Source organism: Neobacillus niacini NBRC 15566 (assembly GCF_001591505.1).
Classification (GTDB): domain Bacteria; phylum Bacillota; class Bacilli; order Bacillales; family Cytobacillaceae; genus Neobacillus; species Neobacillus niacini.
On record NZ_BCVA01000006.1, the window covers coordinates 77735 to 103660 of the forward strand.

30 protein-coding genes and 2 riboswitches are annotated in these 25926 nt (G+C 39.3%); of the genes, 23 read left to right on the forward strand and 7 right to left on the reverse strand.

The annotated features are described in order from the left end of the window. The first annotated feature begins 46 nt into the window (after window positions 1–46). Window positions 47–148: riboswitch (SAM riboswitch) on the forward strand. A 72-nt stretch (window positions 149–220) separates the two neighbouring features. The 9 genes from BANA01_RS07595 (at window position 221) to BANA01_RS07635 (ending at window position 9592) form a co-directional block, all read left to right on the forward strand. Then, a complete protein-coding gene (locus BANA01_RS07595; RefSeq protein ID WP_063252410.1) occupies window positions 221–937 on the forward strand; it encodes a phosphoadenylyl-sulfate reductase in 717 nt (238 codons plus the stop codon). Window positions 938–952: 15 nt separating this feature from the next. Then, window positions 953–2011 (forward strand): inorganic phosphate transporter, encoded by a 1059-nt coding sequence (locus BANA01_RS07600; protein ID WP_063252411.1) that lies wholly within the window; start codon window positions 953–955, stop codon window positions 2009–2011. A 144-nt stretch (window positions 2012–2155) separates the two neighbouring features. Continuing rightward, window positions 2156–3304, forward strand: coding sequence for a sulfate adenylyltransferase (gene sat, locus BANA01_RS07605; protein WP_063252413.1), 1149 nt, complete (start codon window positions 2156–2158; stop codon window positions 3302–3304). A gap of 11 nt (window positions 3305–3315) precedes the next feature. Further along, window positions 3316–3915 carry an adenylyl-sulfate kinase gene (gene cysC, locus BANA01_RS07610; RefSeq protein ID WP_063252415.1) on the forward strand — a complete coding sequence of 200 codons (600 nt, stop codon included), beginning with the start codon at window positions 3316–3318 and terminating at the stop codon, window positions 3913–3915. A 30-nt stretch (window positions 3916–3945) separates the two neighbouring features. After that, window positions 3946–4722 (forward strand): uroporphyrinogen-III C-methyltransferase, encoded by a 777-nt coding sequence (gene cobA, locus BANA01_RS07615; protein ID WP_063252417.1) that lies wholly within the window; start codon window positions 3946–3948, stop codon window positions 4720–4722. 21 nt (window positions 4723–4743) lie between these two features. Then, window positions 4744–5469, forward strand: a complete 726-nt coding sequence (locus tag BANA01_RS07620) for a sirohydrochlorin chelatase (RefSeq protein ID WP_063252419.1) — start codon at window positions 4744–4746, stop codon at window positions 5467–5469. 100 nt (window positions 5470–5569) lie between these two features. Beyond that, window positions 5570–7375 carry an assimilatory sulfite reductase (NADPH) flavoprotein subunit gene (locus BANA01_RS07625; RefSeq protein WP_063252421.1) on the forward strand — a complete coding sequence of 602 codons (1806 nt, stop codon included), beginning with the start codon at window positions 5570–5572 and terminating at the stop codon, window positions 7373–7375. Window positions 7376–7403: 28 nt separating this feature from the next. Continuing rightward, window positions 7404–9116: an assimilatory sulfite reductase (NADPH) hemoprotein subunit gene (cysI, locus tag BANA01_RS07630; protein WP_063252423.1), complete on the forward strand. Its 1713-nt coding sequence runs from the start codon at window positions 7404–7406 to the stop codon at window positions 9114–9116. Between the two features lie 200 nt (window positions 9117–9316). After that, window positions 9317–9592, forward strand: a complete 276-nt coding sequence (locus tag BANA01_RS07635) for an aspartyl-phosphate phosphatase Spo0E family protein (RefSeq protein WP_063252425.1) — start codon at window positions 9317–9319, stop codon at window positions 9590–9592. A gap of 72 nt (window positions 9593–9664) precedes the next feature. Here BANA01_RS07635 and BANA01_RS07640 read toward each other — a convergent pair whose 3' ends face one another. Next, window positions 9665–9850, reverse strand: a complete 186-nt coding sequence (locus tag BANA01_RS07640) for a hypothetical protein (protein ID WP_063252427.1) — start codon at window positions 9848–9850, stop codon at window positions 9665–9667. Between the two features lie 258 nt (window positions 9851–10108). Further along, window positions 10109–11020, reverse strand: a complete 912-nt coding sequence (cysK, locus tag BANA01_RS07645) for a cysteine synthase A (RefSeq protein ID WP_063252429.1) — start codon at window positions 11018–11020, stop codon at window positions 10109–10111. A gap of 180 nt (window positions 11021–11200) precedes the next feature. Between cysK and BANA01_RS07650 the strand changes: the two genes are divergently transcribed. From BANA01_RS07650 to BANA01_RS07665, 4 genes are all read left to right on the forward strand, one after another. Beyond that, entirely contained in the window at window positions 11201–12043 is an 843-nt protein-coding gene (locus BANA01_RS07650; RefSeq protein WP_063252431.1) for an ABC transporter ATP-binding protein, read from the forward strand. Further along, window positions 11976–12737: an ABC transporter permease gene (locus tag BANA01_RS07655; protein ID WP_063252433.1), complete on the forward strand. Its 762-nt coding sequence runs from the start codon at window positions 11976–11978 to the stop codon at window positions 12735–12737. Before BANA01_RS07650 ends, BANA01_RS07655 begins: the two co-directional genes overlap by 68 nt. 28 nt (window positions 12738–12765) lie before the next feature. Next, window positions 12766–13773, forward strand: a complete 1008-nt coding sequence (locus BANA01_RS07660; protein WP_063252435.1) for an aliphatic sulfonate ABC transporter substrate-binding protein — start codon at window positions 12766–12768, stop codon at window positions 13771–13773. 89 nt (window positions 13774–13862) lie between these two features. After that, complete coding sequence (locus BANA01_RS07665) at window positions 13863–14288, forward strand: OsmC family protein (protein ID WP_063252437.1); 426 nt, start codon at window positions 13863–13865, stop codon at window positions 14286–14288. A gap of 209 nt (window positions 14289–14497) precedes the next feature. Here the strand turns inward: BANA01_RS07665 and BANA01_RS07670 are convergent, their stop codons facing one another. Continuing rightward, complete coding sequence (locus BANA01_RS07670; protein ID WP_063252439.1) at window positions 14498–15028, reverse strand: DnaJ domain-containing protein; 531 nt, start codon at window positions 15026–15028, stop codon at window positions 14498–14500. Between the two features lie 107 nt (window positions 15029–15135). Next, window positions 15136–15636, reverse strand: a complete 501-nt coding sequence (queF, locus tag BANA01_RS07675; RefSeq protein WP_063252441.1) for a preQ(1) synthase — start codon at window positions 15634–15636, stop codon at window positions 15136–15138. 114 nt (window positions 15637–15750) lie between these two features. Then, window positions 15751–15797: riboswitch (PreQ1 riboswitch) on the reverse strand. A 211-nt stretch (window positions 15798–16008) separates the two neighbouring features. Here queF and queC point away from each other — a divergent pair. Genes queC through queE form a run of 3 tightly spaced genes read left to right on the forward strand, consistent with a single transcriptional unit; the run spans window position 16009 to window position 17873 of the window. Beyond that, window positions 16009–16665 carry a 7-cyano-7-deazaguanine synthase QueC gene (queC, locus tag BANA01_RS07680; RefSeq protein ID WP_063252443.1) on the forward strand — a complete coding sequence of 219 codons (657 nt, stop codon included), beginning with the start codon at window positions 16009–16011 and terminating at the stop codon, window positions 16663–16665. Window positions 16666–16668: 3 nt separating this feature from the next. Beyond that, window positions 16669–17148 carry a 6-carboxytetrahydropterin synthase QueD gene (queD, locus tag BANA01_RS07685; protein ID WP_063252445.1) on the forward strand — a complete coding sequence of 160 codons (480 nt, stop codon included), beginning with the start codon at window positions 16669–16671 and terminating at the stop codon, window positions 17146–17148. Further along, window positions 17145–17873 (forward strand): 7-carboxy-7-deazaguanine synthase QueE, encoded by a 729-nt coding sequence (queE, locus tag BANA01_RS07690; protein WP_063252447.1) that lies wholly within the window; start codon window positions 17145–17147, stop codon window positions 17871–17873. The genes queD and queE overlap by 4 nt, the downstream gene beginning before the upstream one ends. Before the next feature lie 289 nt (window positions 17874–18162). On the opposite strand, the gene BANA01_RS07695 is transcribed toward queE, so the two are convergent. Then, a complete protein-coding gene (locus BANA01_RS07695; protein ID WP_235847079.1) occupies window positions 18163–19281 on the reverse strand; it encodes an AbrB family transcriptional regulator in 1119 nt (372 codons plus the stop codon). 181 nt (window positions 19282–19462) lie between these two features. On the opposite strand from BANA01_RS07695, the gene BANA01_RS07700 reads away from it, so the two are divergent. Then, window positions 19463–19663, forward strand: coding sequence for a Fur-regulated basic protein FbpA (locus tag BANA01_RS07700; protein WP_063252448.1), 201 nt, complete (start codon window positions 19463–19465; stop codon window positions 19661–19663). A 64-nt stretch (window positions 19664–19727) separates the two neighbouring features. Here BANA01_RS07700 and BANA01_RS07705 read toward each other — a convergent pair whose 3' ends face one another. Then, entirely contained in the window at window positions 19728–20738 is a 1011-nt protein-coding gene (locus tag BANA01_RS07705) for a DUF3231 family protein (protein WP_063252450.1), read from the reverse strand. 230 nt (window positions 20739–20968) lie between these two features. On the opposite strand from BANA01_RS07705, the gene BANA01_RS07710 reads away from it, so the two are divergent. From BANA01_RS07710 to BANA01_RS07720, 3 genes are all read left to right on the forward strand, one after another. Continuing rightward, window positions 20969–23077, forward strand: coding sequence for a transglycosylase domain-containing protein (locus tag BANA01_RS07710; protein ID WP_063252548.1), 2109 nt, complete (start codon window positions 20969–20971; stop codon window positions 23075–23077). 133 nt (window positions 23078–23210) lie between these two features. Then, a complete protein-coding gene (locus BANA01_RS07715) occupies window positions 23211–23579 on the forward strand; it encodes a VOC family protein (RefSeq protein WP_063252550.1) in 369 nt (122 codons plus the stop codon). A 113-nt stretch (window positions 23580–23692) separates the two neighbouring features. Next, window positions 23693–24160: an SRPBCC family protein gene (locus tag BANA01_RS07720; protein WP_063252452.1), complete on the forward strand. Its 468-nt coding sequence runs from the start codon at window positions 23693–23695 to the stop codon at window positions 24158–24160. A gap of 96 nt (window positions 24161–24256) precedes the next feature. Here the strand turns inward: BANA01_RS07720 and BANA01_RS07725 are convergent, their stop codons facing one another. Further along, window positions 24257–24640: a hypothetical protein gene (locus tag BANA01_RS07725; RefSeq protein ID WP_063252453.1), complete on the reverse strand. Its 384-nt coding sequence runs from the start codon at window positions 24638–24640 to the stop codon at window positions 24257–24259. Window positions 24641–24795: 155 nt separating this feature from the next. Between BANA01_RS07725 and BANA01_RS07730 the strand changes: the two genes are divergently transcribed. The 3 genes from BANA01_RS07730 to BANA01_RS07740 are packed head-to-tail and all read left to right on the forward strand — an operon-like array spanning window position 24796 to window position 25720. After that, window positions 24796–24978, forward strand: coding sequence for a hypothetical protein (locus BANA01_RS07730; protein WP_063252455.1), 183 nt, complete (start codon window positions 24796–24798; stop codon window positions 24976–24978). A gap of 51 nt (window positions 24979–25029) precedes the next feature. Then, on the forward strand, window positions 25030–25248 hold the full coding sequence (locus BANA01_RS07735) for a hypothetical protein (protein WP_063252457.1): 219 nt from the start codon (window positions 25030–25032) through the stop codon (window positions 25246–25248). A gap of 55 nt (window positions 25249–25303) precedes the next feature. Then, the gene (locus tag BANA01_RS07740; RefSeq protein ID WP_063252459.1) at window positions 25304–25720 is read left to right on the forward strand and encodes an NUDIX hydrolase; all 417 of its coding nucleotides are present in this window, start codon (window positions 25304–25306) and stop codon (window positions 25718–25720) included. Window positions 25721–25926 lie beyond the last annotated feature (206 nt).

The window sequence follows — 25926 nt, forward strand, 5'->3', positions numbered from 1 at the left end:
ACACAAATCCTATTGGTATGGTAGGATTAATCTCAACAATTACCATAACTTATCAAGAGAGGCTGAGGGACTGGTCCAATGAAGCCCGGCAACCTGCTGTGTAAGGTGCTAATTCCAGCAAAGTGGTGTCCATTTTGGGAGATAAGGCGTTAAACAATCGTGAGATGCCTTTCCTTTTTGGGGAAGGTTTTTTTGATAAATAAAAGGAGGATTGTAGTAAATGAATACACCGGTTACGTATGAAAATTGGAACCAGATATCCGATCAATTTTCAATTGAGGATAAAACCAAAGGAGCAAAAGCGGTATTGGAGTGGGCTTATAGCTCTTATCCGGAAGACCAGATCGTTTATGCATCCAGTTTTGGTGCAGAAGCAATTGTATTAATCGACCTTATCCAACAGGTTAAGCCAGATGCTCATATTGTTTTCTTAGATACTGGCTTACACTTTCCTGAAACCTATGAGGTAATTAACAAAATCGAAAGACGCTTCCCATCATTGAAAATTGAACGGAAGCTGCCAAAGCTAACCTTAGATGAACAGCGTGAACAATATGGTTCAGCGCTGTGGAAAAGGGAGCCCAACCAATGCTGTAATATCCGTAAAGTCATACCATTAAGGGAAACACTGACAGCTAAACAAGCGTGGATTTCAGGGCTTCGGCGAGAACAATCACCAACAAGAGCAAACACTCAATTTTTAAATAAAGATGTAAAGTTTCAGAACATTAAAATCTGTCCGCTCATTCACTGGACATGGGACGAAGTTTGGGCCTATATCAAGGAAAAAGATCTCCCTTATAATAGCTTGCACGATCAAAATTACCCTAGTATCGGCTGTTTCCCTTGTACACAGCCTGTTAGTGCAGATGGTGATTCACGTGCAGGACGCTGGGTGGGAAGCGGCAAAACGGAGTGTGGCTTACACACTTCCTAGAAGGGGGCTTTTCGTTTGCTCACAATTATAGCAGTGACGATAGGATTATTTTTTGCAGTTAATATTGGTGCAAGTGGTGCGGCCGCTTCAATGGGTATTTCTTATGGAGCAGGAGTGGTTAAGAAAAAGCTGGCACTGTTACTATGCGGGATTGCCGTTTTCTTTGGCGCTTGGCTGGGAGGAGGCGAAGTGGTAAAAACAATTGGCAGCGGAATTGTACCAAACAGCACGTTTACTGTACCCGTCGCGCTAATCGTTTTAGCTTCAGCTGCACTTTCCTTATTCTTAGCAAATATATTCGGGATTCCACTTTCCACTAGTGAAGTAGCTGTAGGATCAGTGGTAGGGGCTGGAATCGTTTATCAATCCGTATTTGTAAGTAAGTTAGCATGGATTATGGTCTTTTGGCTCCTAACTCCTTTTGCGGCATTCTTAATTGCCATTCTTGCTGCGAATCTATTGAAAATTAAAACTCTGAAACGCTGGATGGAAGCACCGAAAGCCATACCGATCCTTTCTGTGCTTGTGGTATGCATGGGGTTATTTGAAGCTTTCTCAGCAGGGATGAACAATGTCGCCAATGCGGTTGGACCCCTTGTCGGAGCAGACATCATGTCGACGAGTAGCGGTATTTTCTGGGGCGGGCTTTTTGTTGCCGCAGGTGCGATTCTTTTAGGACATCGTGTTTTAGAAACAAATGGAAAGAAAATTACCACGCTTCGACTTGAAGAAGGCTGTGTTATTTCTGGAACAGGTGCAGCGATTGTGACTGCGGCCTCCGTTTTTGGCATTCCTGTACCACTGACACAAATTACAACATCTTCGATTATCGGAATTGGTTTTGCCAAGCATGGCAGGTCTGTCTTAAAAAAGGGTATTGTGGTTCAGCTTCTAACGGTTTGGATTGTGTCACCTGTTTTATCCATGGTACTTTCTTACACGCTTATCCAAATGCTGATAGAACATAACTTTTATCCAATTGTAGCAATGGCAGGGGTTTTAATCTCTGTATTTGGAGTATTGTCATTGATGAAACGTTCCAATCAACCAGTTGCGGAAGCAGTAGAAAAGTAGTCTGAGAGTTTTAATGAAAAACATTTGATTTCATCGATAAGGATTATTTTTATTTTTTAATAGTGTTTATCGCTGATATAAATCTCTAAATTAGAGGATCTTTACTAAAAAAACGCAAATTCAATTAAGAAAGGTTTGATTCAGTTGTCATTTTTACCAGCACCTCATGGAGGTAAACTTATCGAAGCATTTGATCCAAATTATGATGTAACATCCATTGAAAAAGAACTTCAAATCGACGCCATTGCCTTAAGTGATCTTGAGTTGATCGGTGTTGGTTTATTTAGTCCACTAACTGGTTTCCTTGGAAAAGCCGATTATGAAAATGTTGTGGAGAATATGCGTCTTGCAGATAATACAATTTGGTCTATTCCCGTTACACTTCCTGTTTCCTATGAAACAGCAGCAACGCTTGAAGTTGGGGAGAAAATCAAGCTAATTTACAATAAAGAGGTATATGGGGTTATTACCGTTTCAGAATGGTATGAACCGAATTTAGATAAAGAAGCAGTTGAGGTATATAGAACACTAGAAACCGCTCATCCGGGAGTTAAGCGTCTTTATGAAAGAGGACCTGTCTATGTGGCTGGCGATGTAGTGTTGGTTAAAAAACCGGAAAAAGGAATCTTCGGCGATGTTTGGTTCGAGCCAAAGGAAACTCGTGCGTTGTTTGAAGAAAAAGGCTGGAAGACTGTGGTAGGTTTCCAAACTAGAAATCCAATACACCGTGCTCATGAATACATTCAAAAAGCGGCACTTGAAACAGTGGATGGACTATTCGTTAACCCGCTTGTTGGAGAAACAAAGTCTGACGATATCCCAGCTGATGTTCGTCTAAAAAGCTATCGTGTTCTGCTTGAAAATTACTACCCTGCAGAACGTGTACAATTAGGTGTTTACCCAGCGGCAATGAGATATGCAGGACCAAGAGAAGCGATTTTCCATGCGATTGCTCGTAAGAACTTTGGATGCACGCATTTTATTGTCGGACGTGACCACGCAGGTGTAGGGAATTATTATGGTACTTACGATGCTCAATTAATCTTTAGTGAATTCCCTGAAGGCGAGCTTGGCATTAAACCATTATTCTTTGAACATAGCTTTTATTGCACAAAGTGTGAAGGCATGGCTTCTGATAAAACTTGCCCGCATAGCAATGAAGACAGAGTAATCCTTTCCGGAACAAAAGTCAGAGAATTGCTTCGTGCAGGACAGCTTCCTCCATCCACATTCAGCCGTAAAGAGGTTGTTGAAGTGTTGATTGAAGGAATGAAAGAAGAAACGCACGTTTAGGAGGAGAAATCATGACAAAAGCTACCAATATTACATGGCACGCTAGTACAGTAACCAAATCCGACCGTCATGCTCAAAATGGTCATGGAAGCTGTGTACTATGGTTTACTGGCCTCTCTGGTTCAGGTAAATCGACGATTGCAAACGCGGTATCAAGCGCATTGTACCGTCAGGGGATTAATGAATATGTTCTTGATGGCGATAATATCCGTCACGGGTTAAACAAAGATCTTGGTTTTTCTGACCATGACCGGACAGAGAATATCAGAAGAATTGGCGAAGTTGCCAAATTGTTTGTAGATAGCGGTGCCGTTGTAACGACAGCATTCATTTCTCCGTTCCGATCCGATCGTGACCAGGTCCGAGCCATTTTTGAAGAAGGCGAGTTTGTTGAAGTTTTTGTGGATTGTCCTATAGAAGAGTGCGAGAAGCGTGATCCAAAGCAGCTGTATGCAAAGGCACGCCGCGGGGAAATAAAGGATTTCACTGGAATTGATTCTCCGTATGAAGCACCGGAATTACCAGAAATCACGGTCCGTTCTGACCTTTTAACAGTAGAAGAGGCAGTGAATCAGATTTTAAGTTACCTCCAAGAAAAGAACGTTCTCTAACATGAGTTGATAAGAAAGGATGGTTGATCAATGGTTGGCAAGGTTTATTTAGTAGGTGCGGGTCCAGGAGATCCAGATTTAATTACAGTAAAAGGATTGCGCTGCCTCAAGCAAGCTGATGTCATCCTCTATGATCGGCTGGTAAATCCTGATCTGTTGGAGAATGCCAAAGATGGAGCCCAACTTGTCTATTGCGGTAAGCTTCCACATTATCATACAATGAAGCAGGAGACTATTAATCATTTCTTGGTGAAATACGCCAAAAAGGGGTACCAGGTAGTTCGCTTAAAAGGGGGAGATCCTTTTGTTTTCGGACGCGGGGGAGAAGAAGCAGAGGAATGCATGAAGCATAATGTTCCTTTTGAAGTGGTTCCGGGCATTACGGCTGGAATCGCCGCTTCTGCATATGCAGGAATTCCTGTTACCCATCGCTCAGTGAGTAAAAGCTTCGCATTTATCACCGGCCATCAAGCTGGTGATGTTGAGGCAGAACACCAGTGGGCACATTTGGCAAAGGCTGTAGATACAATTTGTGTTTATATGGGAGTATCACATCTTCCAACAATAACCAAACATCTAATCGTAAACGGTAAATCACCACAAACTCCGATCGCCTTAATCCATTGGGGTACGTTGAACGACCAAAGGATCGTGGTCGGATCACTTGAGACTATTGAAGAAGTGGTGGAAAGAGAGCAAATAACCAATCCAAGTATGATAGTGATTGGTGAGGTTGTGAATTTACACAAGAAATTGAATTGGTTCCAGGAAGAAATTGTACCCAATATTCCAGCAGCCAACCGGTAACAACAGAAGGGAGCACATTGTATGAAAGCAATTCTTTATATCGGCCACGGTACTCGCTCAAAAAAAGGAGCGGTCGAGATAAGAGCCTTTATCGATAAGGTTAAGGCGCGAATTGATGTACCGATTCAGGAACTCAGTTTCCTTGAGTTAACAGAGCCGCTGATTGAAGAAGGCTTTGTAACATGTGTGGAGCAGGGTGCAACGGAAATAGATGTGGTTCCACTGTTTCTTTTGGCAGCTGGACACATAAAACGGGATATTCCTGAAGCCTTGTCACCTTTGATTGCCAAATATCCAAGTATTCCGGTCAAAATAAAGAATCCGTTTGGCGTACAGGAAGTAATCTTGGATGCGGTCGCTGAATTAATAAAGGATTCCGCGGGTGAAGTGGCACCAAAAGACAGATTATTAATTGTCGGTGTCGGCAGCAGTGACCCAGATGTTCACGTAAACTTCGGTAAGATAGCAGATGGTCTCGGAGATCGACTTAGACCTGAGGAGGTATCCGTTTGTTATTTAGCTGCTACAGAACCAAAGCTGAGTGTAGGATTGGAATCTATATCAGAAGGAGCAGAGGGCCGAGTCATCGTCGTTCCTTATATGCTCTTCACTGGGCTCCTGCTCGCAGAGTTAAACAAAATCGTTCGATCTCGACAAAAAGAAGGTCAAAGTATCCTTTGCACTCCTGCCTTAAGCAACCATACGGTAATCGAGGATATCGTAATTGAACGTGCCGTTGGGGAGTAGATAGTCGAAAGCAGAGTCATTAAATGAACTAATTTAAATCTTACAGCCTCTAAAAAATACTGTATGATAGAGTTTATATTCCATAGTGAGGTGGATAACGTTGCAACTTCAGGTAATGAACAGTCCGTTTAATCAGGAGCAGGCGGAACTCCTAAATCGTCTTTTACCTACTTTTACTGAATCACAAAAAGTGTGGTTGAGTGGGTATCTTGCGGGAGCAGCTTCTGCGCCATTGGCCTCGGTCCTTGGAGTACCAAGCCAGCAAGGAGCCACAGAAGGGACAGCTTCAAAAGAAGTGACCATTCTGTACGGTTCACAAACAGGAAATGCTCGCGGTCTTGCTAAAAAGGCCAGCACAACGCTTGAAGGGAAAGGGTTCCAGGTAACTGTTTCCGCGATGAGTGATTTTAAACCTAATAATATTAAGAAAGTAAAAAATCTACTTATTATCGTAAGTACACATGGTGAAGGGGATCCACCGGATAATGCCCTAACATTCCATGAGTTTCTGCATGGTAAACGGGCACCAAAGCTTGAGGACTTAAATTTTTCAGTCTTATCGTTAGGTGATAGTTCTTATGAGTTCTTCTGTCAAACAGGGAAACAATTTGATGCGCGCTTGGAGGAATTAGGCGGTACCCGACTTTATCCACGTTTTGATTGTGATCTTGATTATGATGAGCCGGCAGCAGAATGGATTGAGGGAATCATCAGCAGCCTAGGTGAAGCAAAGGGTGGAATTCCTGCACTAACTCAGGCAGCAACTACTCAAACAGTAGAATCTGTCTATTCCAGAACCAATCCATTTAGAGCAGAAGTACTTGATAATTTGAACCTAAATGGTCGGGGATCGAATAAAGAAACCCGACATTTAGAGTTGTCACTTGAAGGGTCTGGACTTAGCTTTGAACCAGGGGACAGTCTAGGAATCTATCCGGAAAATGATCCAGAACTGGTTGACCTGCTCCTCGAAGAATTAAAATGGAACCCAGATGAGAGTGTAACGATTAATAAACAAGGTGAAGTTCTTTCGTTAAAAGATGCACTTAAATCCTATTATGAAATTACAACATTAACAAAACCGCTTCTTGAAAAAGCAGCTAAACTTATAGGAAACAGTGACCTACAGGATCTTTTGAATGACAGTGAGAAAGTAAAATCTTATCTTGAAGGACATGATTTGCTTGATGTGGTTCGTGAATTTGGACCAGTAACCAGCGCACCTCAAGATTTTGTTGCGATTCTTAGAAAAATGCCTGCCCGATTATATTCAATTGCCAGCAGCTTAACTGCCAACCCAGATGAAGTTCATTTAACGATAGGTGCTGTCCGTTACAGTGCGCACGGTCGTGAGCGTAAAGGTGTTTGCTCCATTTTTACTGCAGAACGTTTACAGCCGGGTGACACTGTACCGATTTACATTCAACAAAATGAAAACTTTAAGCTCCCAGAAAGTCCTGAAACACCAATCATTATGGTAGGACCAGGAACAGGTGTAGCACCATTCCGTTCCTTTATGCAAGAGCGTGAGGAAACGGGTGCAGAAGGTAAGTCTTGGATGTTCTTCGGAGACCAGCATTTTGTGACAGACTTCCTGTATCAAACAGAATGGCAAAAATGGTTAAAAGACGGTGTATTAACGAGGATGGATGTGGCTTTTTCACGCGACACAGCTGAGAAAGTGTATGTGCAGCACCGTATGCTAGAACAAAGCAAAGAATTGTTCCAGTGGCTTCAAGAAGGTGCCGCCGTATATATTTGCGGTGATGAAAAACATATGGCACATGATGTCCATCAAACATTAATTGAAATTATTGAAAAAGAAGGAAGCTTGAGCCGAGAAGAGGCCGAAGCCTACTTAGCTGATATGCAGCAGCAAAAACGGTACCAGCGCGATGTCTATTGAAACAGAAGTGGAAGGAGATTTATCATAAATGGTGAAGCAAAAATTAATCGCACCAGAAGGCGCACCCAGTGATGTTGAGCGTATAAAAAGAGAAAGTAACTATTTACGCGGTACACTGAAAGAAGTTATGCTCGATAGAATCAGTGCAGGAATTCCAGACGATGATAACCGCCTGATGAAGCACCATGGCAGCTACTTGCAGGATGACCGTGACCTTCGTAATGAACGACAAAAGCAAAAGTTAGAGCCTGCTTACCAGTTTATGCTCCGTGTCCGTATGCCAGGTGGTGTTGCTACTCCCGAACAATGGCTTGTCATGGATGACTTAGCAGAAAAATATGGTAATGGTACGTTAAAACTAACTACGCGTGAAACTTTCCAAATGCATGGGATCTTGAAATGGAATATGAAAAGCACGATTCAGGAAATTCATTCCGCTCTTTTAGACACGATTGCAGCTTGCGGAGATGTAAACCGTAATGTTATGTGTGCGTCGAATCCCTATCAGTCTGAGGTTCACGCAGAAGTGTACGAATGGTCAAAAAAATTGAGCAATGACCTTTTGCCGCGGACAAGAGCTTACCATGAAATTTGGCTTGATGAAGAAAAAGTGGCTGGTACACCGGAAGTAGAAGAACCAATGTATGGACCGCTTTATCTGCCGCGTAAATTTAAAATCGGTATCGCTGTACCGCCATCTAATGATATTGACGTCTTCTCACAGGATCTCGGTTTAATTGCTATTGTGGAAGAAGGGAAGCTTATCGGCTTTAACGTTGCAATTGGCGGCGGAATGGGCATGACTCATGGAGACAAAGAAACCTACCCACAGCTTGCTAAGGTAATAGGCTTTGTTAAACCAGAGCAAATCTATGATGTGGCTGAAAAAGTTATTACCATTCAACGTGATTATGGCAACCGCTCGGAACGTAAAAATGCACGTTTTAAATACACTGTTGACCGTTTAGGACTAGAGACAGTAAAGGAAGAACTTGAAGAGCGTCTTGGATGGAGTCTGGATGAAGCAAAGCCTTATCATTTTGACAACAATGGCGATCGCTATGGCTGGGTGAAGGGCATTGGCGGGAAATGGCATTTAACACTTTTTATTGAAGGTGGACGTGTCGCAGATTTCGATGATTATAAGCTAAAGACAGGATTACGGGAAATTGCCAAGATACATACAGGTGATATCCGTCTGACATCTAATCAGAATATAATCATTGCCAATGTATCAGCCCAGAAAAAGAAGAAAATTAGTGAATTGATTGAAAAATATGGTTTAACGGATGGTGAGCATATTTCAGCGCTCCGTCGAAGCTCGATTGCCTGTGTTGCTCTGCCAACATGCGGTTTAGCAATGGCAGAAGCAGAGCGTTATTTGCCGCGTCTAATCGATAAGATTGAAAACATTGTGGACGAAAACGGTCTTCGAGATAAAGAAATAACCATTCGTATGACAGGATGTCCGAACGGCTGTGCACGTCATGCACTTGGGGAAATCGGGTTTATCGGTAAGGCGCCAGGTAAATACAATATGTACTTAGGAGCCGCTCATGATGGAAGCCGCTTAAGTAAAATGTACCGAGAAAACATTGGAGAAGCTGAAATTTTGAGTGAACTGAAAGTCGTTCTTTCCCGTTATGCGAAAGAACGCGAGCAAGACGAGCACTTCGGTGATTTCGTCATTCGTGCAGGAATTGTCCAAGCTACGACAGATGGTACAAATTTCCACGCTTAATATTGAAAAAGAGACAGTAATCCTGTCTCTTTTTTTGTGTAAAATATTCAGAAATTTTGAATAACGTCTAGTTTTGTCACAATTTAACTTGTTTTAGCGAAACGATTTAATAGATTTAAATCCATGCTATAATACTTTTCATGACTAACATATTAAAGCAACTAGATAATTAATATATTGTTTAGAGGTGTGTTTTTGTTATGAGGAAAGTAGATTTAGAAGAGGCAATTAATGAGAAAAGAGCTGAAATGATAGAATTGGGAATGGCAAAAGGACTTTCTAGTGAGGAAACAGTAATCTGCAGTCAGGAACTCGATAGACTTCTTAATGACTACAGGCGGTTAACTGTTATACAGGGTCGGTCTAATTCTACCATATTTCAAGACGACTTTTTGACCATCTTTCAGCATTTACTAAAATGGATCGTGAGACCTAACAAATTATTGCTGCCTTATAAGAGTAGTAAATTCTATTAATTTCATTGTATTCTAATAAGTTATTTTTAGACCCACCCATTTGAAAAGATGGGTCTTTTTTTTATAAAATTTTTACGTTCGTTGAATCGTAGAAGTTGAGAAGCTTTTGACCATTTTTTGCAAGTTTCTATGTGCTTCTCTTAGTTTGATTGTTTCTTCGATAATTCGTTGGATGCCTTCAATGTCTCTATCAGATGCGTTTAATAGTGTCTTTGGCACACCTTCAGCAATTTGTTGTAGGGTAATATCCTGGCTCATAGCTATGACCACCTTTCAACTTAATTCTTAGACTTGCTTTTTCATCTACTTTAATAGTTAGAGGTAAATGGGTATTTCTCCTGCCATTACTGTATAAAACTTGTCTACATGAATCACCAGATTCTATTAGAAATAGCAACTTTCTAGCAAATAACGACGGGAATCCATCAGCGACATGATTCCTTTGTAGAAAAATATTTAAGAAAATTCAGTTAATATAAAAAGAACTGATACCACATTCAGTATCAGCTCTTTAAATTATAGCTCCATGCTCAAATAGCGTTCTCCAGTATCTGGTGCAATACAAACGACTCTTTTTCCTGTTCCTAATCGCTTGGCCACTTCAATAGCGGTATATACAGCAGCTGCTGCAGATGGTCCAACAAAGATACCTTCTTCTTTCGCCAATCGTTTGAACATATCAACGGCAATTTCATCAGAGATTTGAAAGATCTCATCATAAACTTTGGTGTTTAAAATCGAAGGTACGAATCCAGGACTTGTTCCGACTAGCTTATGCGGACCAGGCTGCCCGCCGGATAATACCGGAGAGCCTTTCGGTTCGACAACACCCACAAAAAGATCAGGAAGTAATTCTTTTAACTTTTCCCCTGTACCCGTTATCGTACCTCCTGTACCAGCTGTCGCCACAAAGGCATCAAGTCTGCCTTCCATTTGATTGTATATTTCAATTGCTGTTGTGCTGCGATGGATGTCCGGGTTAGAGAAGTTTTCAAACTGTTGTGGAATATAACTTCCTGGGATTGATTTTTGTAATTCTAGTGCCTTTTCAATCGCTCCTGGCATTTTCTTTTCGCTTGGAGTCAGCACAACCTCGGCGCCATATGCCTTTAAAATATTTATTCTTTCTTTTGTCATATTATCCGGCATGATTAGAATCGCTCGGTATCCCTTTGCCGCAGCAGTCATAGCCAAACCAATTCCAGTATTGCCGCTGGTTGGCTCTATAATCGTATCTCCAGGTTTAATTAACCCTTTTTCTTCTGCTGTTTTTATCATATTATAGGCAGCTCGGTCTTTCACACTGCCAGACGGATTAAACATTTCCAGCTTTACATAAACATCTGCGGCACCTTCAGGAACAAGTTTGTTCAAACGAACAACAGGTGTATCGCCAATTAATTCTGTGATATTATTAACAACTTTCATAAAATAATTACCTCCATAAAAAACTATACATTTATCTTATCAAAGAGTAGGGGAATTTAAAAATATGTAGAAGTGAGAGAAATTTTTTTTATTTTATAGAATAATAGTTGACTTAACGAATGGTTGTAATATAATAAAACCAATAGTTTTACTGGGGATTAAAAAAGAGGTGAAAAATAGATGTATTTGACAATAGATAATATCCAAAAAAGTTTTGTGAATGATAGAAAAGAAAACGTAAAAGTTCTTGATGGGATCAATTTAAATGTGAAAAAAGGAAGCTTTGTTTCGATTGTTGGACCATCAGGATGTGGAAAGTCTACGTTGCTTTACCTTGTGGCGGGGCTTGATAAAGCAGATAGCGGTGAAATTCGCGTTGATGGGGACTTAGTATCAAAACCAGGCCCAGAAAGAGTAGTAGTTTTCCAAGAAGCAGGCTTGTTTCCTTGGCTGACTGTTTTAGAAAATGTAATCTACGGACTAAACCTGAAAAAGATGCCAAAAGAAGAGGCAAAAGCGAAGGCACTGGATGTTTTGAAAATGGTTCACCTTAGTAAGTATGTTAATTCCTATCCTCACGAATTATCTGGAGGAATGAAGCAAAGGGTTTCCATCGCCAGAGCGTTAGTCATGGAGCCAGACATTCTGTTAATGGATGAACCTTTTTCGGCACTTGATGAACAAACAAGAATGGTACTGCATAAAGAGCTCCTTGAAATTTGGAGGAAGACAAAAGTAACAATCTTCTTTATTACCCACAATATTAGAGAAGCGGTTCTTCTTTCAGAAGAAGTAGTCGTTTTTGCCACTCGTCCCGGAAGGATTAAGGAAATTATTTCTGTTCCAACCATGAAGGATGGAGTTACACCGGACAGTGTTACATTGAATACGGAACAAAGGATTTTGTCAATTTTACAAGAAGAAATCGAAAAAGTATTGAAGGAGGAAATCGGTGATGACTACAGCTTTAAGACGGATCATCTTCATCGCGGCGATAGCGGTGATATGGGAAGTCACATCTAGATTTTCCAGCCTTCCAGATTTTATGTTTCCAAGCCTGACTCAAGTTCTTGACACATTATTTAACGGCTTAGTCAGCGGTCAAATCACACTGGCAATCGGTAAAAGTATGGGGCGTATCCTCCTTGGTTTTACAATTGCTATCGTAGTAGGATTAATACTAGGTTACTTCATCTGGAGATATAAACTAGTTGAAGATACGCTTGGTTTTGTGGTAACGGCACTTCAATCGATACCAAGTATCGTTTGGTTCCCGTTAGCAATCATTTGGTTCGGTTTAAATGACTTTTCGATCCTATTTATCGTTACCATTGGTGCCACATGGACCATGACGGTGAATGCAACAAGCGGATTCAAAAATGTACCTCAGCTTTATCAGCGTGTTGCAAAGGTGTATGGTTCAAGCGGTTTTCATTTCCTTCGGACTGTGATTCTTCCAGCGTCTGTACCGCAAATTATTTCTGGGCTGCGGATTGCTTGGGCATTCTCATGGCGCGCTTTAATGGCCGGTGAGCTTCTTGGCGGCGGAGGCGGCCTTGGACAACTGCTAGAAATGGGCCGCTCACTTGGTCAAATGGATTTAGTTATTTCTGTCATGATTATCATTGCCATTATCGGGACCATTGTCGATAATGTTGTATTTTCAAGACTTGAACGCAATGTAGAAGTAAAATGGGGTATTAGAAAAAGAGCTTAATAAATTTAATTTACCAGGAGAGAAAAAAATGTTAAAAAAATCAATGCTATATCTATTTATCAGTATTTTATTTATTGGGCTTTTAAGCGGTTGTGCGCAATCTTCCAACGAAGATGAAGACAAAGGCGATGGGGGAGAAGTTAAAACCGTTAAGATTGGATATTTTCCAAACCTAACTCATATCGCTACAATTGTTGCACTTGAAAAAGGTTATTTTGAAGAAGCTTTCGGTAAAGATGTAAAAATTGAAACAAAAACAGTTGCAAATGGCGGACTATTTATGGAAGCAATGGCAACAAAAGCGATTGACGTGGGTACAGTAGGACCTGGTCCATTACTTAACTTTTATGTAAAAAATAAGGAGTATCACCTAATCTCAGGTGCAGTTAATGGCGGTGCGGTTCTAGTTGCAGCAGAAGGCAGCGGAGTGGAAAAATTAGAAGATTTAGATGGAAAAAAGGTAGCGATTCCGGTTATTGGAAGCACGCAGGATGTAATGTTACGTAAAGCATTAAAAGAAGCAGATTTAAAAGCAAAAACTAGCGGCGGTACAGTAGATTTATTTGCTGCAGCACCTGCTGACACAGCTTCTTTATTCATCCAAAAACAAGTGGACGCAGCGGCAACACAAGAGCCTTGGGGATATGTCCTTGAAAACCAAGCAAATGGTAAACTGCTTTTAGACTGGGATAAATTTGCTTGGGGTAAGGAATCTACCAATACAGTAGTGGCTGCTAGAGCAGACTTCTTGAAAAATAAAGACTTATCACAAAAATATCTTGACGCTCACAAAAAGGCCGTACAATTCATTCAAGACAATCCAGAAGAGAGTAAAGAAATTGTCATTAAGCATTTAAAAGATCTTACTGGTAAAGAGTTAAATAAAGATGAAGTTGACGCAGCGTTTTCCCGTTTAGCTGTTACGACAGAAGTGAACGAAAAAGTAATTCAGGAAATGGCTGATATCAGCAAAGAAGCTGGATATATTCCAAGCAGTGATATTAAAGGTTTAATCGACTTATCATTAGTGAAGTAATAATAAAAGGTTTTGGACTCAATTGTGAGTTCAAAACCTTTTTTTAAGGTAAAATAAGAATGGAATTACATAGAGGAAGGATGAGAAAAATGAAATCAACCATTACTTGGACAGGGGATATGGCGTTTACGGGAACTACACCTTCAGGTCATGAATTAAGGATGGATGCTGCACCAGAGGTTGGCGGCCAAAATAGCGGCCCAAGACCAACAGAGCTGCTCCTTTATTCGCTGGCAGGTTGTACTGGAATTGATATTGTCATGATTTTAAAGAAAATGCGTTTAGAGTTAACAGGTTTTTCCATGGAAGTAGAGGGGACACGTGCCAACACAGAACCTAAGAAATTTACCGATTTTCATATTCACTATTCAGTGGAAGGAGATCTGCCAGAAGACAAAGTTGTCCGTGCAATCCAATTGTCAAAAGACAAATACTGCTCCGTATCCCATTCATTAAGTGCAAACATCGTAGCAAGTTATTCTATTAATGGTGTAAAAGGAAATCAAGTTTTATAAAAGGCTGTGTAAATGCTAGAATTTATTTTGGCACTCTGTTGATTTGCGCGGAAGGCACATAGACTCCTGCGGGAGGACGGGGCCGGGGGAGACCCCATAGGCGCATTAGCACCAAGGAGGCTCCCCCGGACCGCGCCCGCGGAAAAGCGAAGTCCCTGGAGCGCAAATCAACAGACCAAATTTAACACAGCCTAGTAAAAAAAGAGGATTCAGCTTTTGGCTGAATCCCTTACTTTGTCATAGTGATCATAAAATACTTTAAACAGCCGTTCATCTCCGCCTCGATCCGGATGAAGGGCTTTTAATAGTTTCTTGTATTCTTTTTTAATCGTGTCACTATCTGCCCTAGGATCTAATCCTAATAATGAGGTTAGAGTCAAAGGAGCTGTATCGGACATTGCATACTCTGCATGGAGCATTCTTTTTAACGATCGATTTTTTGCCTGTTCAATTCGAATAGTGGTTCTTAACTGTTCAATTTCTTGTTTCAGCTTTTGATTGTCACGAAACGTTTTTTCCCATTGATGATAATCGACTCCGAACTGCTTCGTTTTATTCTCTATCTTTTTTTCTAAAATAAAGGATGCTAAATCGACGGGAGTTACAGAGTATTCAAGATTAAGGTGCTTCGTTCTTCTAGCCTTTAATTTTCCATCGAGTATCCAGCGGATGACAGCCTGTTCACTGTCTGTAATACCTTCAGCTCGAAGCTGTTCTGTAACCTCTTTAACATTTAACATAAAATCAACTCATTCTACATTCGACTAGTATTTACTAAACTAATGTATCACATGGGAAATGTTACAGGTTTACAAGACTATTTAATTTTTGTTAAAAAAAGTTTTCATTAACGATTATCTACTTTTTCCGGATAAAGGTCATGGTTCATTAATCGGAAAGATGCCATTTCCTCAAATTTAGTACCTGGCTTGCCATAGTTGCACCAAGGATCAATTGAAATTCCACCGCGTGGTGTGAACTTACCCCAAACCTCAATATAGCGGGGATCTAAAAGCTTAATTAAATCGTTCATAATGATGTTAACGCAATCCTCATGAAAATCACCATGATTTCTGAAGCTGAATAAATAGAGTTTTAAAGACTTACTTTCTACTATTTTTTTATCAGGTATGTATGAGATATACATGGTTGCAAAATCAGGTTGATGTGTAAGCGGGCAAAGACTAGTAAATTCAGGGCAATTAAATTTTACGAAATAATCACGCTCTGGGTGAAGATTATCGACTGCCTCCAAAACTTCCGGAGCATATTCAAACGAGTATTGTGTATTTTGATTTCCTAGTAATGTTAAATCCTTTAATCCTTCTTCGTGGCTGCGGCCTGACATTAAAAAACCTCCAAGTCAAAATGTATATTCTAGATAGCCCTAGCAATCAATCTATAACAACTAATTGGATAAAAACAAAAAGCCATGTCCGGTATGGACATGGCATAGAGTCATGTGTCCATAGTTTTTTATAGAGGGTATCAGCTATGAACCTCTCCCGTTTAAGTACGGGTATATCTTCCCATATAATAAAGGAGACCGACAAAAACGTCAATTAAAAAATTTAATTCCTATTTTCGATTATATTATGATATTATACTAACAGCATAAACCAATAGAGGTTCTAGCACCCCTCGTTAAAAAAACTAAGATGAAGCAGTACTTCTATCTTGGGGTACTGCTTTTTCTATTTTGGAAGGAGTTTCCTTATTCATGTTAAAAGATGAAAAAGCCATTGTCGTATTTAGCGGCGGGCAGGACAGCACTACTTGTTTATTTTGGGCATTACAACAATTTAAAGAGGTGGAAGCAGTCACATTTGACTACAATCAACGACATCGTTTAGAAATTGAATGTGCCAAAAATATAGCCAATGAACTCGGTGTCAGACACCATATATTAGATATGTCTTTATTGAATCAGCTCGCACCCAATGCGTTAACACGCACAGATATTGAAGTCAAAGACGGAGAAGAGGGAGAACTTCCATCAACGTTTGTACCTGGAAGAAACCTATTGTTCCTGACCTTTGCCGGTGTGTTAGCTCGTCAGGTTGGTGCCAAGCATTTAGTCACCGGTGTTTGTGAAACAGATTTCAGCGGCTACCCAGATTGCCGCGATATTTTTATCAAATCACTAAATGTTACCTTAAATCTTTCGATGGATGATAACTTTGTCATCCATACCCCGTTAATGTGGCTAAATAAAGCGGAAACATGGGCATTAGCAGATGAATTAAATGCATTCGAATTTGTCCGTGAAAAAACATTAACCTGTTACAATGGAGTGATTTCGGACGGCTGCGGCGAATGTCCTGCATGTGTGTTAAGAAAACGAGGACTCGATGATTTTCTAAGTGGGAGGTTTTAAGACATGTATGGCTTTAGAATCGTCGATAAACTACAAAAAATAGATGAAGATATCCAGCTTAATGAGCTCAAATATCATAATAAGCGTGTTTTAGTGAGTAAAGAATTTACTTTTGACGCAGCCCATCACTTACACTGCTATGAAGGAAAGTGCAAGAACCTCCATGGCCACACCTATAAAGTGGTCTTTGGGATTAGCGGCTATGTGGATCACCGAGGGTTAATGATGGATTTTGGTGATATCAAAGACATTTGGAAAAATGAAATAGAAATTCACCTGGATCACCGTTATTTAAATGAAACGCTGCCGCCGATGAATACAACCGCTGAAAATATCGTAGTCTGGATTTATCAAAAAATGCAAGAAGCATTAACCAAAGCAGAGTACAAGGACCAATACCTCGGTGGAAGAGTAGAATTTGTCCGCCTCTTTGAAACGCCAACTTGCTATGCAGAAGCAAGAAGGGAGTGGATGGAGGAATGAAGAGAATTCCCGTACTAGAGATTTTTGGCCCGACAATCCAGGGCGAAGGGATGGTGGTTGGACAAAAAACAATGTTTGTTCGAACAGCCGGCTGCGATTATTCCTGCAGCTGGTGTGATTCAGCCTTCACGTGGGACGGGAGCGCCAAAGATGATATCAGACAGATGACTGCGGAAGAAATATGGTCAGAGCTAAAGTCCCTTGGCGGGGACAATTTCTCCTTTGTTACCATCTCAGGGGGGAATCCCGCACTTTTAAAGAATCTAGATTCACTGATTGATTTGTTAAAAGAAAAGCAGATTAATATTGGTATTGAAACGCAGGGAAGCAGATGGCAGGACTGGTTTTTGAAAATTGATGAACTAACGATCTCGCCAAAACCTCCAAGCTCGAACATGGAAACAAATTTTGAAATATTAGATTCTATTTTTATAAATTTAGATGAAAACCAGTTTGAAAATAATGTTAGTTTAAAAGTGGTTATTTTCGATGAAGTTGATCTCGAATATGCAAGAATGGTTCATAAGCGTTATGAAGGCATTCCTTTTTATTTGCAGGTAGGGAATGACGACCTTACGAATGGTAATAATCAACAGCTAATCCAAAAGCTGCTTATTAAATATGAGTGGCTCGTCAATCGGGTAGTCGAAGACAGTCAGTTAAACAATGTCAAAGTACTGCCTCAACTGCATGCCCTGCTTTGGGGGAATAAACGCGGAGTATAAATAATAAAGCCCAGGTGCTATTTTTATAATACATGCCGAAATGCCAGTTGTATTAGCTGTCTTGTTCTTAATCAAGTAACCAAACCAGCAAAAGTAGAATAAACGAAGATTTTTCGGTTAAATCCAAAATGAAGCTCGTTTTGGGGGAAATAAGGGGAGGTTTTCCGCTTATGTATAGAAAAATCCGCCATTTTTGAATTTTTCAAGTCAATAGGCGGAATCTCTCCGTCTGTTTAAGCATTTTTTATTATAATTTTTAAATAAGCGGAATTCCTCCCTTTAAATTTACCTAGGCGGGCTTATCTGTATTTTTTAACAATTTCTTCTTAAAAATCCATCTAAGGAATGGGGGTACAGCAAAAAAGATAAACAGGAGCCGGAATAATTGGAATCCCGCGACCATCGATAAATCAGCTTGAACTTCATGTGCCAGTATCGCCATTTGATCGGCCCCTCCAGGAGTTAGGCTTAAAAAACTTGTGGCAGGAGTGATATCGTAAAAATGGACAAGAAGCATGCTCATTCCTAACGATCCTAATACCATTACGATTCCGCTGCCGATCGCAAGAGTAAGGATTTTTGTTTTATTCTCGAGCTTTTCTGGTTTTAACATTAAACCAATGTGGCTTCCAATCATGAATTGGGATAGATCTAATAGGAAGGTGGGCAGTTCCGGACCGTTGTAACCGGAAATAGTCAAAACAGCAGTTCCAACAATGGGTCCTAATAAAAATGGTGTAGGAGCATTTAGCTTTTTCCCAATAAAAGCAAATATCAGGCATAATCCCGCAAAAATTAGGAAGTTGGGAAAAAGCGATCCCGTTTGTTCAGTAATGTCTAGCTTTGAGCCCACTGAAGAATGATAAAATAATGGGCTGCTAATTAAAAATGGAACGGAGAAAATTATGATAATCACGCGAGTTACTTGTAGAAAAGTAACAACCGTAAGATCAATCCCCTTTGCCTCTTCTGAAAAAGTAATCATCTGTGATAGTCCTCCTGGAATACTGCCAGTAAGGACGGTAGGGTAATCAATACCGGATAGTTTAGATACAAAAAAAGCAATCCCCGCACAAAAGGAAATAAGAATAATGGTTAGGATCAGCATAATTGGCAGTTTTCCAACTATTTGAATGACAGCTTCTTTTGTCAGTGATAATCCAATCGAATATCCCAATAATACCAAGCCTGCATCCCTGATCGGTTTTGGCCAAAAAGCCTCAAATCCCCCTGCTTTAGAAGAAATTAAGACAGCACTCATCGGCCCAAGCAGCCATGGAATAGGAATTCCTAAAAGTGAAAATAAGAAACCACCTGCAGCGGCTATGAAGATTGTTATGTAAAAACGATTATTTTTAGTTTTATAATTGATCAAAAACATCCCCGCTAACATCTTTTTATCTATCATACCAAAAATTGCTAATACTGTAGACCATTAATAAAAATACAATTTATTTTCTTTTATTAAGTTAAGATGAAGTTTGCTTTAAGAGTAGGTAAATATGCTAAGAATCGACACACACACAACCTACAAGCGTTTAGAATCGAAGAGGAGCTTAGGAGTTCTAAAAATCTGGAGGTGACAAGGTATGAAGAATATTCTTCGAACCGCTGTCCAGCGAAGAAGGCAATTCCTTATAGATAAACTGCTAAAAGTGGGTGTGTTTAAAAAAGAAGATCGACATCTGTATGAATGGACTTTAACTGACCTAGAGGAAGAATACAAATATATAGAAACCAGTAGTCTGGCTAAGGGAAAGTTAGACCAAGATAGCCAATTACAACAATAATGTGGTAAATACTTAGATGAACGCAAGGAAGGCCGGTTATTTGACCGGCCTATTTAAAACTTATTTACATTTTTTCGGTACCTAACTCGCCACGATCAACAGCCATTGGAGGTTGTTCCATCCATTTATTATTGATCATGATGTTAGAGCCATCCTCTGAATATAATTGAATTTCTAAAGATAATCTGTTGTACATAACCCCCAGGTCCATTCGAGGACTTTGAGACACACCAGTTCCGTAATAGCCAATACTCAGGCCAATTAACCCGGCAGTAAAGAACATAATCAATTTATCGGAAAAAGTGTACGATGTACTTGTTGTTACTTCTGCAGATATATTTGCTGGAACGGGAAGATTACATTCCTCTAATTTTTTTCCAAATAATTTAATATGTTTCTTACCAATGTCAATTCCTCTTAGCATAAATTGAATAACTTCCTTATCCTGCGCTACCTGGCTAAATCCAATAAGAGTAGCTACTCCTAAAATGTTTCGCTGGACGTTTGCATAGAGATTGCTTACCTCTGCTATGATTAATGGTCTTTTTTCTCCGATTATATCGAAAAGAAACGCTTGTTTATTGACAATTTCAACTTTCTCCATTGGTAAATGAGGTGATCTCACATAAAGACCTTTTTCCAATAACAGATCCTTTGAAACTTTGTACAATTGCATGGTTTCAGAAACACATTCATAATAAAAATCAGTAATGTCGGACCGTACCGCTGAAGAGACACTTGCTGAATAATTTGTGAGACCAATCTTTGCCATCTGGTGAATAAATTGGAGAACATAGCTGTCCGTATATAACTTAGGAGCGGATAGATCCACATCCTCTTCTATTTTAAAACCATGTGGGACTGCATAATTCTCCTCATTAAAAAAGGTCGTTAATTTCTCAATATGCTTCTTTGATAAATTTAAGGCAAATTCAATGACTGGTTTGATTTCCGGGTCTTCCACCTTTTCTAAAAAAAAGGTAAGAACACAAATACTGCCGCTGTCATTCATGTATTGAGACCAAAGCTGAGCAAATTCAGCGGATGTAATCATTACTCTCTTGTCTATTTCCATTGTACGACCTCCAATTACGGGATTCCTCTTTCCATCATTTCCATTATAAAAAAATATATGTATGTAAATTGGGTGAAAAAAATTGAAAAGTACGGGCAAAAGGAATAGTAGTGAAAACGAAGGATGTAAATGGACCCTATCCAAAACATTCATTATGTGAGTATGATGACTGAGGGGAAAAAAGAAATTAGTTAATTTTAGGTTTAAGAGGTGGAGTAGACGTGGGACGAATGGAAAGAAGACAGCAAAGAAAAACGTCTAAATGGGATTGGAGACAATTGTTTTCAAAAGGTATTGCGAAGAAAATGATTGTAATTGGGATGATTGCTGCCCTATGCGGACTCCTCATCGTAAATGTCTTTATTTGGACGAGCGATGTGAGCAAATTAAATAAGCCAGCACCGCAGCCAACGATTATTTATGATCAAAAAGGAGAGATAGCTAGTAAAGTTTCCAACTCCAGTATTGAAGGTGTCGGAATTAAACAAATTCCGAAAGTAATGATTCATGCTGTTGTTGCTACAGAAGATCAACGTTTTTACAAGCATAATGGAATTAATTATTTCGCGATTATAAAGGCTTTCGTCAAAAATATGTTCAGTGGTGACATTGTTGCTGGCGGCAGTACGGTAACACAGCAGTTAGCGAAGAATGCATTCTTGACTCACGAACGGACGTATACTCGAAAGGTTAAGGAACTAATCATTACGAAAAAGATTGAACGCACATATTCCAAAGACGAAATTATGGAGGGATACTTAAATCAGATCTACTTCGGTGAGGGCGCATGGGGTATCCAACGGGCGGCTAAAACTTATTTTGGAAAAGAGGCAAGTGAACTATCCTTAAGTGAGTCCGCCATGCTTGCTGGATTAATTAAAGCACCTTCCATACTCTCACCATTTAAGAATATGGAAAAATCAATTGAGCGGCGAAATCTAGTTTTATCCTTGATGGAGCAGGAAGGATATATTAATGCCTCTGATGTTGAAAAAGCTAAAGCACAGCCAGTGGTGTTAAATGAGGAAAACGTAGAAGATGAGTATGATGGAAAATATCCTTATTATGTAGACCATATTATAGAAGAGGCAATGACGAAATATCAACTTACAAAAAATGAAATCCTTTCGGGTGGACTTCATATTTTTACAGAATTAAATCCGACTTTTCAAAAGGCGACAGAGGAAGTTTATCAGAATGATAATCTTTTCCCAGCGAGTCCAGAGGATCAGCTGCTCCAAAGCGGGGCCATTTTCATCAATCCTAAAAATGGAGGCATTCAGGCATTAGTTGGAGGCAGAGGTGAGCATACCTTTTTAGGATATAACCGGGCCACGCAATTAATTAGACAGCCAGGTTCGACCATGAAGCCATTAGCTGTTTATACACCTGCATTAGAAGAAGGCTATGACGTCTTTGATTTGTTAGAAGATAGGCCGGTAAATATCGGAGGATACCAGCCTAAGAATTTTGATAAGCAATATCGAGGTCAGGTAACGATGTATGATGCTGTCCTGAATTCGTACAATGTTCCTCCTGTTTGGTTATTAAATGAGATTGGCTTAGAAAAGGGCACGAAGTCGGTGGAGAAATTCGGTATTCCTTTACAAAAAGAAGACTATTCACTGGGGATTGCTCTTGGTGGTATGCACGACGGAACATCACCATTAATAATGGCACAAGCCTATAGCACTTTCGCTAATAATGGAACCATGACGGAGGCACACTCTATCCAAAAAATCGAGGATGCAGAAGGAAAGGTCATTGCTAAATGGAAGAGTAATTCCACTACTGTGACAAAACCAGAAATTGTTCAAAAAATCACGTACATGCTTAAAGGTGTTGTGGAAGAAGGGACTGGGAAGAATGCTTCCATAGATGGTGTTGATGTTGCTGGAAAAACAGGATCTACACAGCTGCCATTTGCTAACGAGGCGGGAACAAAGGATCATTGGTTTGTTGGTTATACGCCTGACATTGTAGGAGCCGTTTGGCTCGGTTATGATCAAACCGATGAAAGTCACTACTTAGCAACAGCAAGCAGTGGAACCACACCCGTTATTTTTAAAGAAATAGTTTCAAAAGCAAAGTCAGAGCTATCTGATGAAAAATTTGAACTATCAAGTATTGAAAAAAAATACAAAACTGAAATCAAAAAAAGGAAAGAAAAAGAGGAAAGGGTAAGAAAAGAGCAGGAAAAAGAAAAACGAAACAAAAATAAAGGAAATAGCAATAAGGAAAAAAACAAGGGAGATCAGGAAAAAGAAAAAAAGAAAGATAAAGAAAAACAGAAAGACAAAGATAAAGAAGATGAAAATGACGAAGATGAGGATGAATAAAGTAAAGGGCGGGTCAGTGTTACCTGCCCTTATTTTTTTTGTTTCCATTATGCTGCAAAGGTATAGAAGGAATTTTATGAAGATGCGGCGAAATGTGTTAATGGAACATTTATTAAGAAGGGAGTTTCGATTTATGTATCGTTTTAAAGCCATTGACCACATTCAACTAGCAGCTCCTAAAGGTTGTGAAGATTCAGCGAGGCAGTTCTTTATAGATATTCTTGGATTTGAGGAAATGGAAAAACCTGAAGAATTGAAAAAGCGCGGCGGCGTTTGGTTTCGAACTGGTAACACGCAAATACATATTGGTGTAGAGGAACCTTTTACACCAGCGAAAAAAGCACATCCTGCCTTTGAGGTAGAAAACATTGAAGCGTTGAAAAAGCATTTAATGGATAATGGAATAGATGTAATTGTAGACCATAACCTTCCGGGAGCCAATCGTTTTTATACAGCAGACCCCTTTGGCAACCGTATTGAAATACTGGAATGGAATAAATAGAAATAAATGCCCCCCTTTACCATAAAAATAAACTTTGAATATTCATTTGTGAAATGAATATTAGTTAAGTAGGTATTTTATCTTTAAGACCTTCAAAATGGGGGGGGGATTTTTTGAAAATTGAATACCAATATACTTTTAGTCTGCCGAGGAAAATGGTTTGGAAGTACATCAAGGATGAAAAGGTACTCATGAAGGCCATACCAAACTGCAGGACATTTTTGCAAAACACAAATGGAGAATATCAAGCGGAAATCGATATTAAAATAGGACCACTAAAAGATGTTTTAACACTCGAGGTTACGCTGGATAAAGAGCAGCCATCGTCTTATTATCATCTGCTTCTAAAGGGAAAAGGTAATTTAGGGGAAATCAGCGGAATTGCACATTTATACTTGAATGACCAATCAGGAAGCACACTACTCGATATCCAGGCTGAAGTGAATGTCACTGGAACCCTTTCTGGGATAGCAGAGCGAATCATTAGTGGAGGAGCAAACAAGGGGATAGAAAACTTTTTCCAGAGTGTTGAAAAGGAAATAAAGAAAAACCTTTATCTTATGAGAAAAGGTAGAAAATAAGAAAAGCAACGACGTTGATGTACTTCACCCCGAAAGTTAGAGTGAAATCTAACTTTTTGGGGTCACATCATGAGCGTTGCTTTTTTTAGTTCTTACCTATTCATACTCTGGATAATTAGCTAATTCTTTTATGCCTTCAATCCAATCCTTAAAATTCGCATATTTATTGGCATCGAAACCAAAGTGCTTTTTAATTAACGTAATGGATTTTAGTTCTGTTTCATGAACAATTCCGTCTGAATAGACAAGGCGAAGAATTTCTGTAAGAACAATATGTTTGGAGCGTTCTTCTTTAAAAACCTTAAGAATATCATCTATCGCTAATCCTTTGATTTTATAGTCCTCAAGATCCATTTCCTTCTGATACTTGGCGATAACAGGGTTTTCAAATATTGAGAAATTCCCATCAACGGTGGCCATTATATAAGCTAACTCTAGAAACGCTTCTTTCTCCTCTTGTTGAAGCTTATTCAAAAACATTATGTGTAGCTCCTTTTTCAATAAAAAATGAATTATGTTATTAGACATCTTATCAAGTTTAAATACCATTGTCTATTCTTTAATTGGTGGAAAAAGGAAAAATTCAGTTTTATAGCGAATAACTGATAGAATGGCAAAAAGGGAGGCAGGCTGGTATGGAAGAAGCTCTACCTTTTTTTATAACACCATTTCTTGGCGTATTGTGGTTTGTTAATTTGGTTTTTTTTATTAAAAATATAAAAGAAGAAAAAAGTACTCATAATCAAACAGTCTTGGGTTCTGTTTTAACTTTCTTCCTTATTTTTTCGTTTATGTATTTCATATTAAGTTTGCAATAAATTTAGGATTCATAAGTAAAATTATAAATATAAAGAGGGGCTGTATTCGTTTTGTTAAGAACAGTGATCGTGGGTTTAATATCTTTTTTTCTGATAAGTTTTTTACTAATTTCCGTTGGCAATTGGTTTGAGATTAAATGGTTAATGTTTCAATATTATGAAGAAACGGCAACAACCTTCTCAACGGGTGGTTCTGTCATCCCATTTATTATAGCGATTATTGTTACTTTTTTTATTGGAGAATCGTATCAAAAGAGACAGAAAGGTTAACGAAGGATCAAGTTTGGAACCAGAGCAAGTCATTTAGTTTTTGAAAGGAGCAGAAATGTTTATTGTTAATGTAGAAGGTGCAATTAGGAAGACTGATAGGTGGCTGATTATAGAACGAAGCAAAAAAGAGGAACATGCAGGAGGGCTGCTTTCTCTTGTTGGTGGGACAGTCGATCAAGAAGGGAACTCATTAGATTTATTGGAAAGAAGTGTAAAGAGGGAAATTGCTGAAGAAGTTGGTATAACGGTGAAAAACAAGCTCCACTATGTTCATAATACATCATTTGTAAATGAGAAGGGTGATCATGTTATAAATATTGTTTTTCTTTGTGAATATTCCACAGGGGAGGCATTTCCTAAAAGTCAAGATGAGATAGAAAATGTATGGTGGCTGTCCACAGAGGAAATTTTAAACCATCCGCAAGCACCTAGTTATTTAAAGGATAGCATTCGTAAAGCGGAAGTGTTGTAATCGAATTAATATCGGGCGTTGCTTTGATGCTAGCGTTTCTGTTTCATTCAGAAGCGCTTTTTTGTTTATTTGTGAGCTAAGGTTTAATTTCACAATTAGAGAATATCCAAATAATTTCCAGATAATAATAAATTAAAATAATTGATTGTTTGTAACAGGAGTTAATCGAACCATTTAATAACACAAAAATAATTGGCTTAGAATAT